Genomic DNA, 17,330 nt, shown 5'->3' on the forward strand with positions numbered 1-17,330 from the left:
ATGAACTTGTGTTAAATAGGGTTGTAATCTTGTGATTTGGTTATTATATCTGTGATTATAGTTTTGATTTTTATGTAAGGGGGCTGTTTATGGCTGTTATAGGTATAGATTTAGGTACGACAAATTCTTGTGTTGCAGTTATGGAAGGAGGTGATGCAAAGGCTATTGAAAATAGTGAGGGAGCTAGAACTACGCCTTCAATAGTTGCATTTACTGATTCAGAAAGGTTGGTTGGTGATCCAGCAAAACGTCAAGCTACTACAAATGCTAAGAATACTATATATGCTAGTAAAAGGCTTATAGGACGTAGATATCAAGATGTAAAAGACATAAAGTCATCTTATGATGTAGTATCTGCTAAAAATGGGGATGCTTGGATAAAAGTACTTGGTAAAGAGTATTCTCCTAGTCAGATTGGTGCATTTGTTTTGGAAAAAATGAAAGAAACAGCAGAAAGATATCTTGGACATAAGGTTGAAAAAGCTGTGATTACAGTACCTGCATATTTTAATGACGCACAACGTCAAGCAACAAAAGATGCTGGAAAGATAGCAGGGCTAGATGTTATTAGAATAATCAATGAACCTACAGCTGCTGCTTTAGCATATGGGTTAAATAAAAGTGATAAGCAAAAAGTAATAGCAGTATATGATTTAGGTGGTGGTACTTTTGATGTATCAATATTAGAAATTGCTGATGGTGTTTTTGAAGTAAAGGCAACAAATGGGGATACAATGCTTGGTGGTGAAGATTTTGACCATGCAATTATGAACTATTTGATGGATGATTTTAGAAAGACTACAGGTATAGATTTACATGGTGATTCTATGGCAGTGCAAAGAATCAAAGAAGCATCAGAAAAGGCAAAGATAGAATTATCTAATCGCATGGAAACTGATATAAACCTGCCATTTATTTCTAGTGATAGTACTGGACCTAAGCATTTAAGTTTAAAATTAACTAGAGCTAAATTTGAAAATTTAGTTGATGATCTAATTCAAAGAACTATCGAACCATGTAAAAAAGCTCTTAAGGATGCTGGAATATCTGCAGATAAAATAGATGAAGTTGTATTAGTTGGTGGTATGACTAGAATGCCTAAGGTAGTACAAAAAGTAAAAGAATTTTTTGGTAAAGAGCCTCATAAAGGTGTTAATCCAGATGAAGTTGTAGCAATAGGTGCTGCTATACAGGGAAGTATTCTTGCTGGTGATGTTAGAGATGTATTATTGTTAGATGTAACTCCATTGTCTTTAGGTATAGAAACTTTAGGTGGTGTATTTACTCCATTAATTGAAAGAAATACTACAATTCCTACAAAGAAATCTCAAGTATTTTCAACAGCAGAAGATGGTCAAACTGCAGTAACCATTAAAGTATACCAAGGTGAGAGAAAAATGGCAGTTGATAATAAACTATTAGGTCAATTTAGCTTGGAAGGTATACCTTCAGCTCCTCGTGGTATGCCTCAAATTGAAGTTACATTTGACATAGACGCTAATGGTATAGTACATGTTTCAGCAAAAGATAAAGCTTCTGGTAAAGAGCAAGCTATTAAAATTCAATCTTCAGGTGGGTTAAGTGATGATGAAATTCAAAGAATGATAAAAGAAGCTGAACAAAAAGCTGGGGAAGATGAAAAGCGTAAAAAATTTATTGAGCTAAAAAATAATGGTGAAAATTTAATACACTCTACAGAGAAGTCCTTGAATGAGCATGGAGATAAGATACCAAATTCTGATAAGCTTGAAATTGAAAATGCTATTAGAGATGTGAAAGATAGTCTCAGTAGTAGTGATATGGAAAATGTAGATATTTTGCAGCAAAAGATTGATCATTTGGTGAAAGTATCAATGAAATTAGGTGAAGCTTTATATGGTAATACTGCTAATAATCCTTCAGCTGCTGAAAGTACTACAGCAAGTAACGAAGAAGATTCTAAAGTTGTTGATTCTGATTATCAGGAGATTGATAAAAAAGACAAAAAATAGAATTTATTGTTCTTATTGTAGTTGTATAAGAATATAAAGTTGATAGGTATATTATATTGTGTTAGGATTCCAATGGGAGTTTCTGTGTTGTACGTTGAAGTTAAGTTAATTCCTCGAGCTCAATTGATTCTTTTAGGGAACTGTCACTGTTAGTCAATGGAGATTAATAAATGGTGCCCACCTTAGCTTTAAATCTCAGGATATTCAGAGCATAGACGGCAATGACGGTTTCTCCCAATTGGGATGTGTATTTATACTTCTTATGAAGTCTTGTTATGTCTAGAAATGAATATAACTTAAATGATAGCGATATTATCAATTTTTCTGCTGTTGATTTATTCAATATAGTATTAGATGTTGAGAAATACCCTGATTTTCTTCCATGGTGTAAAGCAGTTTACATAAAAGAACGTAGAGAAAATATAATAGTAGCTGATTTATTAGCTAATTTTAAAGGGTTGAGTGGTCAATATACTTCAAATGTTGTATTTAAGGAGCCTACTATGGTTCAAGAAGGGTGGATAAAGGTTGAAGCGGTAGAGGGATTATTTAGATTTCTACATAATCAATGGACGTTTATTCCAAGAGGTGCAAATCAAACATTAGTACAGTTTTATATAAGTTGTGCTTTTAAAGTACCTATGTTACAGTCTGTATTTAATTTGGTTTGTGATAGTGCATATAAGAGAATAATGACTGCTTTTAAAAATAGGGCAAATAATTTATTGTTACCTGAATAGTATATTATTATATTTTTCAAGTAGAAAAAGAAGTCGTTATACTTGTATTAACAAACAGATAAATAGTCAGATTATGTTCTGTCTTTGTATTAATTATTTTAAATCTGAAGAATAAGTAAGAGTATGTTTTGTGTGTTTAATTTAGATATTATGATCAATCATATATTTTGCTGTTTATAGGAAACGAGTTATTCTATATTAATAGAATTAGTAGCTAAAATTACCTCATCATAAGACATCGAATTTAATAGCTTTTGCGTTATTAACCTGATAACATGTAATTTTTCTGCCTGCTTATATTTAAAAAAATATCACAATTATCAATATTGAGCGATTTTGATTGTTGATTCAATATAATTAGTTGAAGTTTTAATAGTTACAAAAAGTTATGTATGCATGTGCGTGTTTTGATATTTCCAATTATTTATGAATTGCAGGATAATACAATCCAATAGCATTTTTTATTACTTTTTTTGTGGAGGGAAATACAGTTATTTTAGTAAGAACTATATTTATATTTCTAATATTTTATAGCTATTTTTAGTGCGACTTAATGTTAGTTAATATATAGTTGGAAAAATAATAATACTATATAATTTGAGTTATTATGACTAAACACTCTATTAACCGCTGCTCTATTATATCACTTATGCCTGAATTCATCTTTTTAGCATTCATCATGTTAGTGATACCTTTGTATGATATAGAAATTGAATATGATGTTGGTAATATCTTAATATTTGGTACATTTTCTATAATTATGGTTCTAGTTTTTTTGTATATTTGGAATATAGAAAGGCGTGAGACAATTTTATATCTTCTATATTACTTAAGTAGCATAGCCACTATTTCTTCAACGAGTTTATTATCTGTGGCAATGTTATTTGAAGTTATGACATTAAGTGTACTAGTAATGGTTGCTTCTGGTTCTAATGGAACCAACAGAAGAGTATTTATGCATTATTCATGTATTCATTTTTTAGCTGGTGTAATGTTGCTTATTGGAGCGTCTGGCCAATTCTTGGGACCACTTGGTAGTCAAGATAATTATAAAGTATTTTTTCTAATAGGTTTATTAATCAATTGTGCTTGCTTTCCTTTATCTTCTTGGGTGGCAGATACTTATTCTACAGCATTGAATAATGATACGATAATTTTATCTGTATTTACTACTAAAGTTTCAGTATATCTTTTGATGTTATTTTTTCATGGAGAAAAAATATTATTGTTTTTGGGTATAGCGACATCTATTTATGGGATAATTTTTTCAATATTAGAAAATAATATTAAGCGTTTACTTTGCTATAATTTAGTTGGACAGATGGGATTAATTATTACCGTGATAGGATTTTCTGATGGTTATAATGATGATGGTGTTAGTGATATAATTATTCTACAGATAATTCTGTCTATAGTTTATCAGAGTTTGTTATTTATGGTTGCTACTTCTGTGATAAAGAGTACTCAAAGATTTAATCTTAGTGAAATTGGTGGATTATTCAAAAAAATGCCAATTGAAGCAATGTGTTCTATAGTTGCTATATCTAATATGGGAGCTTTACCTGGTACTGCTGGTTTTGTTGTGAAGTTTAAGATTATGCACATGATAGATAATATTAATTCTACAGAGGTGTTAATAGGTAAATTATTCTTGCTATGTAGTATGTTGTTATTTATGAGCGTTGGAATAAAATTTTTTTCGTATATATTTATATATAAATCTACAGAAAGTCCTGTTGTTAAAAAGGTTCATGCAGCATCTAAATTATCGATGTCAATATTAGCATTAATTTGTATATTGTTTGGGATAGTATTCAGTTTCTTATTAGCGTGGGAAGATATTGGAAAGTGGGATAGTATTGTATTACAATTTGAGTTAATATTTGGAAGTATAGTGTTCTTTATTTGTTTTCCATCTCTTTTTAAAGGAAGAGTTAATTTTATTATGGACATTGATTGGGTCTATAGAGTATTGTTTATGCGTGTAGTATTGCTTGTTAACAAGTTTTTGTTATACATTTATAATATTCTTATTGCTATGTTAACCTATGTGTTAGGTAAGGGGGTATTATTATGTTCTAAGAGCAGTCGGGAAATTTTGAGTGTACCAAGTGTTAATCCTTTAGGATTTACAATAATGCTAGGTATGTTGTTTATTATTGTTATGGTTGTCGTATATTTATGTTTGAATCTTTAACTAGTAGTTTAAGTAATGTAATCCAAAGGATACAGAGTAAGCATGTTATTTCTTCTGAGGACTTTGATGCTACAATGGAAGAAGTGAAAGTCGCTTTGCTTGAAGCAGATGTTTCTTTAGTTGTAGTTAAGGATTTTATCAGTAATGTTAAGAAAAAAATAGTTGGAGAAACTACAGTAAAAGGTGTATTACCGACACAAATGATAATAAAGAAAATCCAGGATTGTTTAATTGAGATATTAGGATCTGAAAAGTGTGAATTGAATATCTCTAATAAACCTTTTTCTGTTATTATGATGGTAGGGCTTCAGGGTGTTGGTAAAACTACAACTACAGCTAAGTTAGCGTTAAAGTTGAAAAACAAAGGGAAAGAAGTACTAATGGTATCGTTGGATGTCTATCGTCCTGCAGCTCAAAAACAATTGGAAATATTGGGAGAACAGATAGATGTTCAAACTTTACCTATTATTGAAAATCAAACTCCTATTGAGATAGTAAAGAGATCAGTGAATATTGTTCAACAAAATGATTTTAATGTTTTAATTTTAGATACAGCGGGAAGATTGCATATTGATCAGGTAATGATGGAAGAATTACAAGCCATTAGAGATCTTACATCTCCTAGTGAAGTGATTTTGGTTGTTGATTCTATGATAGGTCAAGATGCTGTAAATGTAGCTAAGTCATTTGATGGTAGTATAGGGATTACAGGTATAATTTTAACTCGTGTTGATGGTGATTCTAGGGGTGGTGCTGCACTTTCTATGAAGATGTCAGTTGGTAGTCCTATTAAATTTATTGCTACTGGTGAGAAGTTGAGTGATTTAGATGATTTTTATCCAGATAGGATTGCTAAACGAATATTAAATATGGGTGATGTTGTATCTTTAGTAGAAAAGGCTACAGAAGCTGTAGGTAAGCATGCTATAGATGAAATGCAAAAAAAAGCTCAGAAAGGTGAGTTTGATCTAAATGATTTAGTACAGCATTTACAGGCTTTAAATAAATTAGGTGGTATTGCTAATATTTTGAAATTTATTCCTAATTTTGGTGCTGATATTAAACGTCAAGTTTCTGTGATTGCAAATGATAGTAGATCGAAGCAATATATAGCAGCTATTAATTCTATGACAAAACAAGAAAGGAAAAATCCTAAGATATTGAATGGTGCACGTAAAGCTAGAATTGCAAAAGGTTCTGGGGTAAATATTAATATTATTAATATGTTAATAAAGCAATTTAATCAAATGAGTAACTTGATGAATAAATTTAGTAAGCTTAAAAATACAAATTTTATGAATCTATTTAATGAGAAATAATTTTCAGTTTTTTGGTATATATTTCATTATAAAATATTTTGATAAAATTTTATATTCTACGTAGCTTTTGTGTTTTATGAATTCTGCGTTTTTTATAACAAGTTAAAACATGGCAAAGTTGTACATAGTGGAGTAGTGAAAAAATTTTTCTTGTTAAATGTTTTGAAATCATTTCTGAGTAGGTGGTTATATGATTATCAAAACTTTACCTTGGGTTTTTTATCAGTAATCTCGATGAAAAGTATATAATTAGGTTATAAATTAGTTTCAAAAATTTATTAATTACTTTGTTGAATAGCTATAGATATTTATGTGAGTTTATTGTAACAATTGAAGTGTGCTTTTAAATTATTAAAAAATTTTATTGCATAGTATGTGTTTTTGATGTGTAATGTAATTGTAATTAGTATTGTATTACCTGTGGTTTTACACGATAGTTTTAAGGGTATTTAATATACATTGTGTTACTTTTTCGTGTCTTCTTGTAAATATAAGGATGTGCTGTCTGTTTAATTACTTAGTATTAGCAAAGGAATATGGATCATACAGAGAAAAAATGTTCTATGACTGCTATAGTTGGAACAACTAATGCAGGAAAATCGACATTAATTAACATGCTGGTGGGACAAAAAGTTGCAGCAGTAACTCCAAAAGTGCAGACTACTAGAGTTAGAATGCATGCTGTATTGAATAATGAAAATGTTCAATTAATATTTATAGATACGCCAGGTATTTTTTCTCCAAAGACAAAATTAGAAAAATTTATAGTAAAACATGCTTGGATGTCTCTTAAAGGTATTGAAAATATAATACTGTTACTTGATGTAAAAAATTATTGGAATAAGCATATTGAAAAGATTATTAGTAGAATCAAGCAATCTAATATTAATGCTATTTTAGTAATAAATAAAATTGATATGGTATCTGTGTCATCAATTGATAGAGCAATAGAGCGTATGTATTTATTACATAATTTTAGTAAAACTTTTACCATATCGGCCCTACATGGTATAGGGTTAAGTCGTTTAACTGATTACCTATGTGAAATTTCACCTAGTGGTCCTTGGTTATATCCTGAGAATCAGATTAGTGATGCACCGTTAAAGTTTTTTATGGCTGAAATTACACGGGAAAAGTTATTTTTATCTCTACATCATGAATTACCTTATTCTTTGTCTGTAGTGACTGAAGCATTAGAAGAAAGGGGAGATGGAAGCTTAATCGTTAAGCAGGTAATATATGTAACTAAAGATAGTCATAGAACTATAATTTTGGGTAAAAAAGGAGAAATGATAAAGAAGATTAGTATAGAATCTAAATCTGATCTTCAGGAAATACTTGATTTGAAGGTACATCTTTTTTTATTTGTGAAAGTTAGAGAATTTTGGCAAAATCATTTAGATGAATGTGTAGGATATGTTGAATAGTTTATTAGTTTTTGATATAGAAACAGTTCCAGATGTAGATGTTTGTCGTAATCTTCTTAGTAATTTTGATGATACGGTTGAGCTAAATGAAAAAAGAGAAGCATTAGTAAATTACCATTTGGAGATTACTGATGGTAAGAATCCATTTTTAAGACAACCTTTTCACAAGGTAGTTGCTATTAGTTTTCTAAAAGCAGATATTAAAAGAATAGGGGAATATGAATCCTTTCATTTACAAGAGATACGTTCTGGTGGAAGAGTAGATTCTATGGAAAAAGATTTGCTAAAGGGGTTTTTTCAATATGTTTCATCTTTGAGGCCAAGATTTGTATCTTTTAATGGACGTACTTTTGATTTTTCAGTATTAAAGTATAGAGCTATGGTACATGGTATACAGGCAGGGTGTTTGTATAAAATTGGGGATAAGTGGAATAATTATTTTCAACGCTATAGCATTGATTGGCATTGTGATCTGTTAGATTACCTGTCTGATTTTGGTACTTCTGCTAGAATAAAGATGAATGAGGTATGTTCAATATTGAATTTTCCTGGTAAATTTGGTATTGATGGGTCGAAGGTTGCTGAATTGTATGATAATGGTAAAATATCTGAAATTCGTGATTACTGTGAAACAGATGTAATAAATACTTATTTAGTATACTTAAGAATGATGCATTATCAAGGTAGAATTACAACACTAAACTATAATGATAGCATAAGTGATTTATTAGCATATTTGGATGCTAATGAGAAGGAACATTTCAAACAATTTAGAATCGAGTGGGATAAATCTTGTAGTGGTAATTTTTATCTTGAAGCATAGATCCATATATTTAGTTAATTAATTCATATATTTACTAGTATATCATTATTAGATTAGTGAATTTTTTGGAATCCATTATGCGAAGTGTAAAATATGTATTGTTTTGGTTAGGTTTTATAGTCTTAATAACGCTGTTTGATGTTACAAAAGATGATGTTGCTAATAGAAAATACTTTAAATTTTTTCCTAATAGCATTACTCAAAACACAAGCGTTAATTACGGTGATGGAGTAGGGGTTGAATTTCGCAGAGCCAAAGATGGTCATTTTTATATAGAAGCTATGGTGCATGGTATTCCAGTTAATTTTTTAGTTGATACTGGGGCTACTGATATAGTCTTGTCGGTGAAGGATGCAAAGAGATTAAAACATCATCTAAAATACTTAAATAGAAAGAAGACTTATCATACTGCTAATGGTACAGTAAAAGCTTTATATGTAGAAATATCTGAAATGCAGGTAGGAAAATTTATTGTTAATAATGTAAAAGCTAGTGTGAATGTTTCTCCGATGCGCACTTCTCTTTTAGGAATGAGCTTTTTACAATATTTTCATTTCAATATGAGTGGAGACAAATTAACATTAAACTCTTATTAAAACGTTTAATATAATTGAATCAATGATTTTATATGAAATAATGTAAAAAATGTTATATAAATGCCTTTACTTATCGAAAGTATGTGATTTTTTGGTTGGGTGTTATAATTTTGAGTTTTTACGGATTTAAGTAAATGTTTCCAATAGAATAAATTTTATATAGAAGTTTATAAAAGTATTAAGCAGTTAATTTACTTAAGCAGGTATATAATTTTTTTAGTTAATTGTTATCATATTTTACAACTTATAAGTTGGGAGTTAGTAAAATTATTATTTATAGTAATGTTATGTAATACTGAATAAGCTTGATATATTAGGTAAATTCTATAAGTGTTGTCTGGAATACAAATAGAGATTTTAAAAAATCACTGTACATTATTATAAAGAGGTATATGAGATAATTAAGGTTTATTGCCTACTATATTTATGCATTGTTGATTATGAAGTATTGATGTTAATAAGGTATTTATTTTAAAATATAAGATTGTTTTAGTATTAAGTTTGTGGTTGGCAAAAAAGACTGTTATGCTATTTGTTATATAGTAGTATGTATTTTTATTATCAGGTGTGGAATTTATGGAAGATAGGTTAAATCAATTAGTTGATTTAATGAAGGAATATGGAATTGATGTATTGTTGTTACAGAATACAGATGAGTACCAATGTGAGTATGTACCTGTTAATAGACAGAGAATAAAATGGTTATGTGGTTTTTCTGGTTCAAATGCTACTTTGATAATATCAAGGGAGGGTAAGCAGAATTTTTTTACTGATGGTAGATATACACTACAAGCAGCGAAAGAATTGAATCTTAATTATTATCAAATACATAATGTTTGTAGTTTAACTCCTTGGCAATGGTGTATAGAAAATTGTTTATTTAATACTGTTATAGCTTATGAATCTTCTTTATTTACTTTAAGCCAAGTGAGAAAGTATGAGGATTGTGGTATTGTTTTAAAGTCAATAGATCAAATTCTGATTGATAAGTTATGGGTTCGTGATCTTACTGTAGAGCATAACATAGGACAACATCCTTTAAAGTATTCTGGTATTGATAGTTATAAAAAGTCTTGTAAGATTGCAAAATATTTATCCGGTAAAGATGCTGCATTAATCACAGATACAGATGTTATTTCATGGATGTTAAATATACGTAATAAGAAGTTTCTTTATAATCCATCGGTGTTATCTAGAGCAATATTATATAAAGATGGAAAAGTTGATTTATTTGTTGATAATGTGCATTTGGTAGATGTTAAGTATGAACATCTTAGTATATATTCTTTGGATCATTTATTTAATGTTTTGAAATCTGTAAAATCGATAGCTATAGATGCATCTACTATACCAATGAACATCTTTTTATCTTTACAACAACAAGATATATTAGTTCATGATTCAGATCCTTGTCTTTTAATGAAAGCCGAGAAAAATGATGTTGAAATGCAAGGTGTAATTAACGCTCATATTAGAGATGGAGTTGCTGTAGTTAATTTATTATATTGGTTGGATATTCAATTGACTAATAGTCAGAAAGTTACAGAATTGGGTGTTAAATCAAAATTGTTGAGTTTCAGGCAAGAGCAGGATTTGTTTCAAGGCGAAAGTTTTGATACAATTTCTGGTTTTGGAGAAAATGGAGCTATAATACATTATAAAGCGAATAGTAAGACAAATAAGTTAATTTGTAAAAATGGATTGTATTTGTTAGATTCTGGTGGGCAATATCTTGATGGGACAACAGATATTACGCGTACTATTGCTATAGGAGAGCCTACATCTGAGCAGATTACCAATTTTACATTGGTTTTGAAAGGTCATATTGCCTTAGCAATGGCAGTTTTTCCTTTAGGGACTACTGGTGGAATGTTGGATATATTAGCTAGACAGTACTTGTGGAAATCAGGTCTTGATTACCAACATGGTACAGGCCATGGAGTAGGGAGTTTTTTATCAGTCCATGAAGGTCCTTGTGCTATTTCTTGCAAGAATAATATTGCATTAAAAGCAAATATGATCTTATCAAATGAGCCGGGGTACTACAAAAATGGTGAGTATGGAATAAGGATTGAAAATCTTATGTATGTTGAAAAGTATGTTGATGGTTTTTTAAGATTTAAACAATTAACATGTGTACCAATAGATTTAAAATTAATAAATGCAGATATGTTAAATAAAGAAGAAATTAATTACATAAATCAATATCATAGTTTTGTGTATAATACTATTGCTCCATATGTAAATGAAGAAGTTAAAAGTTGGTTATATGATGCATGTAGGAGTTTGAAGAGGTAAGTAGGTTTATTTAATAATAATAATTTTTTGTATATTACAATACGTTATAAGTAAATTATAATATTTAATATAAAGTAGTAAATATATATTACTGGAAGTCTGAGTTTTATTGGTTACTTTATGTGTGAAGAAATCTGTGTTTTTTGTAAAAGAATTGGAGATTTCAATAAGCATGGTAGGAGTATATTTATTGAGATACAACTTAATAATATATCAAATATTAATTTAATTGTATTGTGTAACCATTGAATAATATAGTTTTTTTAGAAAAATATATAATGGCGTGTTATTTTATATAAAAAATGTTTACAAAAATAGATAATGTTTTTCCTGATTATAACAGGATGGTTATTTCTACTGTGTTACTGAATTAATGATAACAGCGATTTGTTGGTAGGCTGATCAGATACTTTTATAATTTTCCAGCGAGCTGTTTTTGCAATATCTGCAATTTTATTACTCATAGCATATATAGTAATGCCTCCTATTTTATCTTGAATATTATGTTTTTTAATTAATTCTATCAATATTTTAGCGGTTCTGGAAGAGTAAAGTAATATACCTAATATTTTGTTTTGAAATAAAGCATTATAACATCGGTTGCTGAAGTATTTTCTATCTATTGTATTGTATAGGATAACTTCTTGAAAATTTTTATAATAATGAAAGCTTTTTTTAAGGTTGTGTGTAACTTCTTTGCCTCTTATATATAGGATATTAGCTTGGTTATGATTTCTTATATAAGATATGACGTCATTAATATTTCCATTGAGTGATTTTACGGATGTAAAACCTAATTCTTGTGCAATATTCATGGTGTTGTTACCAACAGTAATAATATTTATATTTCGGTTTTTAGTAATTTTACTTAAAGCAATTATGCTGTGCTGACTTGTGGATATGATCCAATTAAAATCCTTTAAATTGATTTTAGCTGCCAAATATTTTATTGAAAACATTGGTTCGATATAGACATTGAAGCCTAATTTATTGAGATATTCCTTGATTTTTATAGAATCTTTTTTTGGTCGAGTAACTAGTAAAGATTTCATATAATGAATTGTGTACTTGTTTAAAGAAACATATCTCAGTATATACAGACAATCAACTAAATATTTATATTTAACAGATATGTTTATGGATGTATTTAGGTATAGCTTGATAAGTAGACATGAATTACATAATATCCTAATTTCATACTAGAATTTACCTAGTATTAGGTACTTACTTTATCTGTGTGCTTTTTGGTGTTACGTTGTGTTAATTTGATATTGATTGTACTTAAATTTATTGATCCATTATTATCAGTAGTAATTATACTATGTTATAAAAAGAATATTATATGAGGTTCATGTATCGAATAAGACATGCTGTAATAGTAATTCTATTTTTTACTATATTGATTGTTCCATATGTACCAGTAGTAGCTGAGTGTGCGAAATATGACCGGAAAGATATTGTAGTTGGATTATTATCTACTGAATTTGTTACCTATCCTAATGAATATAGAACAGCTGTGGGAATTACACAATTACTTGAAAGTTATGGGGTTCGTGTGATTCTGATGGATTATAATATAATTATGCAGTTAGTTAAGGATGAGATAATAAGGATTAATGAAACTCATAAAACACATTACAGAGTATCCCGATACATTATAGAAAGTGTTGTTGAAAGGTTTATAGAAGAACATAATATCAATAGAATATTTATACCAGGAAACTATTATAATATTAGTTCTCTGCCAATTGCTCCGTCTTTAGATAGGCAACTAGTTACTAATGCTATTGTTAGGGTAGTTTATGATAAGAATCATTGTATACATCTTCTTGGTATTTGTGGTGGTTTGCAAGGCATAATGTATGCAAATGGCATTAGAATTACGAGAGTGGAGAATATAATTAATTCTCATGTTTCTGTAGAATCACATACTATTTCAATGCCTGATCCTAGAAGTGTGGATGCTAATTTACATCAAATCAAAATTTTTCCTAATAGTAGGCTGTCAAGTATTGTAGCTAATTTGAAGTTAGATAAGGGTCAAATTATGTATTTTCCAGATGCACATTCAGAAGCAATCGATAATGATGTAGAGAATGTAATGAAAATGTATAATTTAGGGTATAGGATTGTTGCTGTATCAGAAGATGGTATTATAGAAGCAATTGAAGATAAATATGGTAATATATATTTTCAATTCCATCCAGAATATCTGATGATGAATGCTGAAAGAAAACTTGGAGATAGTACAGATAGAGATGCATCAATTATACTTGCAGATGCAATAATTAAAGATTTTCTTTTTCGAGATTGAAGAAATTAGATATAAAAAAATAGGTTATATTGATGGATATGTATTTAAAAAAAGACTATAATTTATTTGTTTCATTATAGTTTTTTACATTGTTTTTACTTATTTATGTAATGTAAGTGATGATGGTAGTTATATCTTAGATAATTCTGATCTTAATGTAGATTTTATATCTTTTTGTATAAATTGATATCATAGTGATTTTATAATAGTAGTGATCTATTATTTATTTTGTTAGTACATATAAAAAATTTAAAAAGTGTAGAGCATGTAACCCAAGAATAGTCAACTTTATTACTGTATAGGAGAATTAATAACTATGTTTTCATATTAATGTTATTGATTTTCTCTAAAGTAGACTAGCAAGTTATGTGTTTGCTGAGTATGTAATTGGTAAATAGATTTGTAAGTAAAGATGTAAATTTTGATTCTTTTGCTATAATAAAATAGCTCTGTTATTAAAACGTTTAGCATGATAGCTGAAATTTTGCTTCCAGTACCGATTAATAAAACATTTTATTACACTGTTCCAGAAAATAGGTTGTTTTTTGTTGGTGAATATGTTCTTGTTCCTTTTGGTTTTAGAACTATGGTAGGTATTATATTGAAATTGAGTGACACAATACCTTCAGGTTGTAATATAGAAAAATTGCAGTTAAGGGTTATAATTTCTAAAAGTTCTTTGCCAAGAGTTAATGTTGCATTTCTTAATTTTATCAAGTGGGTAGGCGACTATAATATTGTTCCAGCAGGTTTAGTATTAAAAATGGTATTCAGTAATATAATACACGCTAAGTCTTTTTATAAGTTAGAATTTTCTGTAAAGAAAAATGATAGATATAGTGATGTAGAAATTATGTTATCAGATGAGCAGAGGGTTGCATATAATAATATTGTTAATAAAATTTCAGATTATTCAGTTATAGTGCTAGATGGAGAAACTGGTTCTGGAAAAACTGAAGTTTATTGTAAAGTTATACGTGAATTAATAAAGAGGGATAGTACAGCACAAGCATTAATTTTGCTCCCAGAGATAGTATTAACATTACAATTAATAAAGCGTATAAAGCATTATTTTGATAATTATTACCCAGTAGAATGGCATTCAAATTTAACATTAAGGAATCGTAGAGAATATTGGTTATCCATAGCACATGGCCAGTCTTTAATTGTAATAGGTGCAAGATCTGCTTTGTTTCTACCATATAAAAATCTTAAGATAATCATTGTAGATGAAGAACATGACTCATCGTTTAAACAAGAATGTGGAGTCCTCTATAATGCACGTGATATGTCTATTGTATTAGCAAAGAGCTTGAATATACCAGTAATTTTATCTTCTGCTACTCCATCTTTGGAGGCAATCAATAATGTGTTAAAGTCTCAGTATTATCATGTGAAATTAACACAAAGATTTGGGAATGCTAAGTTGCCATCAGTAGGGATTGTTGATTTATGTAGAAGCAAGATGGTTAATGCATGGTTGTCGGACAAGCTTTATAATAAAATGTTGGAAGTTTTGCAAAGACAAGACCAAGTTATGCTTTTCTTGAATCGTCGTGGATATGCAAAATTAAGATTATGTAAGGCTTGTGGTTTTAAAGTACATTGTAAAAACTGTGCTACTTGGCTTGTAGAACATAAAAGAAAAAATGTATTATTGTGTCATTATTGCGGATATTCTTGTGCGATGCAGAGTGTATGTACTAATTGTTCAGAATCATCTCTTGTATCATATGGAATAGGTGTAGAAAAAGTAGAAGAAGACATTATTGCACTGATACCGAATGCTAAAATTGCAGTAATTAGCAGTGATATTAGTAATAAGGATATCAGTGTTATGATTGATTTAATTATGCGTAGTGAGGTGAATATTATTATTGGTACTCAAGTAATAGCAAAAGGTCATAATTTTCCTAAGTTGACACTAGTTGGCGTAATAGATGCCGATTTAGGATTGAATAATAGTGATTTGCGTGCTACAGAGAGAACATATCAACTATTACATCAAGTGTCAGGACGTTCTGGTAGGTTTGCAGATAATGGTGAAGTAATTTTACAAACTTATGATGTTAATAGTCCTTTAATAAAATCACTGTCATCTTATAATCGCGAATTATTTTATAATTTAGAACTAGAATCTAGGTTACTAACTAATATGCCACCATATACAAGGTTGATAGGTATAATAGTTAGTGGGAAGAATGAAGCTCATGTAGTAAATATATCAAAACAAATAGTAAAAAGTCTTCCAAATACCTTGACTGTTCTAGGTCCAGCTCCCGCCCCTATAAGTTTCTTGAATATGCAGTATAGGTATAGGATTTTAATTAAAGTACAGAGTAATGTTATGATACAAAAACTACTTGCTAAGTATAAGGAGTATTATACGAAATCAAATAAAATAAAAATTACCATAGATGTTGATCCAGTAAATTTTATGTAGATTACTACTAAGATAGTACATAGACTTAATAATTATATATGATACTTATCGTATTGTAATTAATTTTGTGTTTTTGATTGGGTATGTCTATATTTATTGCAATTAGTTATTTTTAATGAATATTGAACGTTGCTTTGTCATATTAAGTGATTATGGTTTGGTTAAATTAGTTGCATTTTCATAGTACTTAGTTATTTTAAACCTCAACAATCTGAAGAATTTGTGTTTGACTAATGTTACTGTATTGTTATAATGAATACCTATTAGTTAGTGTTTTAGGTTTGTAAAATGAGTAGGGTTTGTGATATTACAGGTCAAGGAAAGTCTTTTGGAAACAGGGTATCGCACTCTAATCGTAAAACTAAAAGGGTTTATTTAGTCAACTTACATAATGTCACTTTAGTAAGTGATGTGTTAAATAGGAAGTTTAAGTTTAAAATATCTAGTCGTACTCTAAGAACAGTAAATTATAAAGGTGGTTTTGATCTATATTTGCTTAATACATCATCTAGAAAATTGACTGACAAAGCTCAAAAGATTAAGAAGCTTATAAAAAATGCTGTAGCAAAAGGTGTAAAAGTTACTTGGTAGTTTTTTTAATTTAATCTAATTCTTTTTTTCTTTTATATAAGATGTTATCAAAATAACACTAGCTTAGTGTTGTTTTTACAATATGATTGTAGAATATTATGATAATATTAGCTATTCTTAGCAAAGCATATTGCACTTATAAGTGAGTTCTGATTTATACATATAAATGTTGCTGTGTTTTTTAGTGTTATATGGTGAATGTTAACAGCTAAAATATACTAGCTGCAGGGACATATTTATGTGCTATAGCATATATTATTTATTAAGTCTAGTATAGTTTTTTGTCTTTTGACATATCTTCATAAGTTTAATGATGATGTATAAATCATAGCTGCTATTGTTAACCAATTACTTACTGGTAATAGAATATAGTTGTTTGACATTGAGGACCCATAAGCTCCAGTTTTAATATTTTACTGACATTATATGAATTGGTGTTGATAACTAGAAATATACTGCGGCTGTAAAAAACATATTTAATGTATTATTTATTAAATTCTAGTATAACTTCGTCTTTAGCATATCTTCATAAGTTTAATGATGATGTATAAATCATGACTGCTATTGTTAACCATTACTTACTAGTAATCT

The 17,330-nt window shown here is 28.9% G+C and carries 12 protein-coding genes; 11 read left to right on the forward strand and 1 reads right to left on the reverse strand.

Annotated elements, in window-relative coordinates:
- Positions 1 to 89 precede the first annotated feature (89 nt).
- The 8 genes from dnaK (at position 90) to PVA18_RS01915 (ending at position 11,391) form a co-directional block, all read left to right on the forward strand.
- Positions 90 to 1,991, forward strand: coding sequence for a molecular chaperone DnaK (gene dnaK, locus PVA18_RS01880; RefSeq protein WP_045804729.1), 1,902 nt, complete (start codon positions 90 to 92; stop codon positions 1,989 to 1,991).
- A 275-nt stretch (positions 1,992 to 2,266) separates the two neighbouring features.
- Entirely contained in the window at positions 2,267 to 2,731 is a 465-nt protein-coding gene (locus PVA18_RS01885) for a type II toxin-antitoxin system RatA family toxin (protein WP_045804728.1), read from the forward strand.
- Positions 2,732 to 3,338: 607 nt separating this feature from the next.
- Complete coding sequence (locus tag PVA18_RS01890) at positions 3,339 to 4,928, forward strand: proton-conducting transporter transmembrane domain-containing protein (RefSeq protein ID WP_045804727.1); 1,590 nt, start codon at positions 3,339 to 3,341, stop codon at positions 4,926 to 4,928.
- Positions 4,913 to 6,247, forward strand: coding sequence for a signal recognition particle protein (ffh, locus tag PVA18_RS01895; RefSeq protein ID WP_045804726.1), 1,335 nt, complete (start codon positions 4,913 to 4,915; stop codon positions 6,245 to 6,247). The genes PVA18_RS01890 and ffh overlap by 16 nt, the downstream gene beginning before the upstream one ends.
- Positions 6,248 to 6,783: 536 nt before the next feature.
- Positions 6,784 to 7,674, forward strand: a complete 891-nt coding sequence (gene era, locus PVA18_RS01900; RefSeq protein WP_045804725.1) for a GTPase Era — start codon at positions 6,784 to 6,786, stop codon at positions 7,672 to 7,674.
- Entirely contained in the window at positions 7,664 to 8,497 is an 834-nt protein-coding gene (locus PVA18_RS01905) for a 3'-5' exonuclease (RefSeq protein WP_045804724.1), read from the forward strand. The genes era and PVA18_RS01905 overlap by 11 nt, the downstream gene beginning before the upstream one ends.
- Before the next feature lie 77 nt (positions 8,498 to 8,574).
- Positions 8,575 to 9,093 carry a retropepsin-like aspartic protease family protein gene (locus PVA18_RS01910; RefSeq protein WP_045804723.1) on the forward strand — a complete coding sequence of 173 codons (519 nt, stop codon included), beginning with the start codon at positions 8,575 to 8,577 and terminating at the stop codon, positions 9,091 to 9,093.
- 576 nt (positions 9,094 to 9,669) lie between these two features.
- Positions 9,670 to 11,391 carry an aminopeptidase P family protein gene (locus PVA18_RS01915; protein WP_045804722.1) on the forward strand — a complete coding sequence of 574 codons (1,722 nt, stop codon included), beginning with the start codon at positions 9,670 to 9,672 and terminating at the stop codon, positions 11,389 to 11,391.
- Between the two features lie 362 nt (positions 11,392 to 11,753).
- Here the strand turns inward: PVA18_RS01915 and PVA18_RS01920 are convergent, their stop codons facing one another.
- On the reverse strand, positions 11,754 to 12,443 hold the full coding sequence (locus tag PVA18_RS01920) for a uroporphyrinogen-III synthase (protein WP_045804721.1): 690 nt from the start codon (positions 12,441 to 12,443) through the stop codon (positions 11,754 to 11,756).
- Between the two features lie 299 nt (positions 12,444 to 12,742).
- Here PVA18_RS01920 and PVA18_RS01925 point away from each other — a divergent pair, with 299 nt between their 5' ends.
- The 3 genes from PVA18_RS01925 (at position 12,743) to rpmB (ending at position 16,739) form a co-directional block, all read left to right on the forward strand.
- Positions 12,743 to 13,705 carry a gamma-glutamyl-gamma-aminobutyrate hydrolase family protein gene (locus PVA18_RS01925; protein ID WP_231568498.1) on the forward strand — a complete coding sequence of 321 codons (963 nt, stop codon included), beginning with the start codon at positions 12,743 to 12,745 and terminating at the stop codon, positions 13,703 to 13,705.
- A 469-nt stretch (positions 13,706 to 14,174) separates the two neighbouring features.
- Positions 14,175 to 16,148, forward strand: coding sequence for a replication restart helicase PriA (gene priA / locus PVA18_RS01930; RefSeq protein ID WP_045804719.1), 1,974 nt, complete (start codon positions 14,175 to 14,177; stop codon positions 16,146 to 16,148).
- 288 nt (positions 16,149 to 16,436) lie between these two features.
- A complete protein-coding gene (rpmB, locus tag PVA18_RS01935) occupies positions 16,437 to 16,739 on the forward strand; it encodes a 50S ribosomal protein L28 (protein ID WP_045804718.1) in 303 nt (100 codons plus the stop codon).
- Positions 16,740 to 17,330: the final 591 nt, after the last annotated feature.

Origin of the sequence: Ehrlichia muris subsp. eauclairensis, from assembly GCF_051097115.1 — a bacterium.
In the GTDB taxonomy this organism is placed as follows: Bacteria; Pseudomonadota; Alphaproteobacteria; order Rickettsiales; family Anaplasmataceae; genus Ehrlichia; species Ehrlichia muris.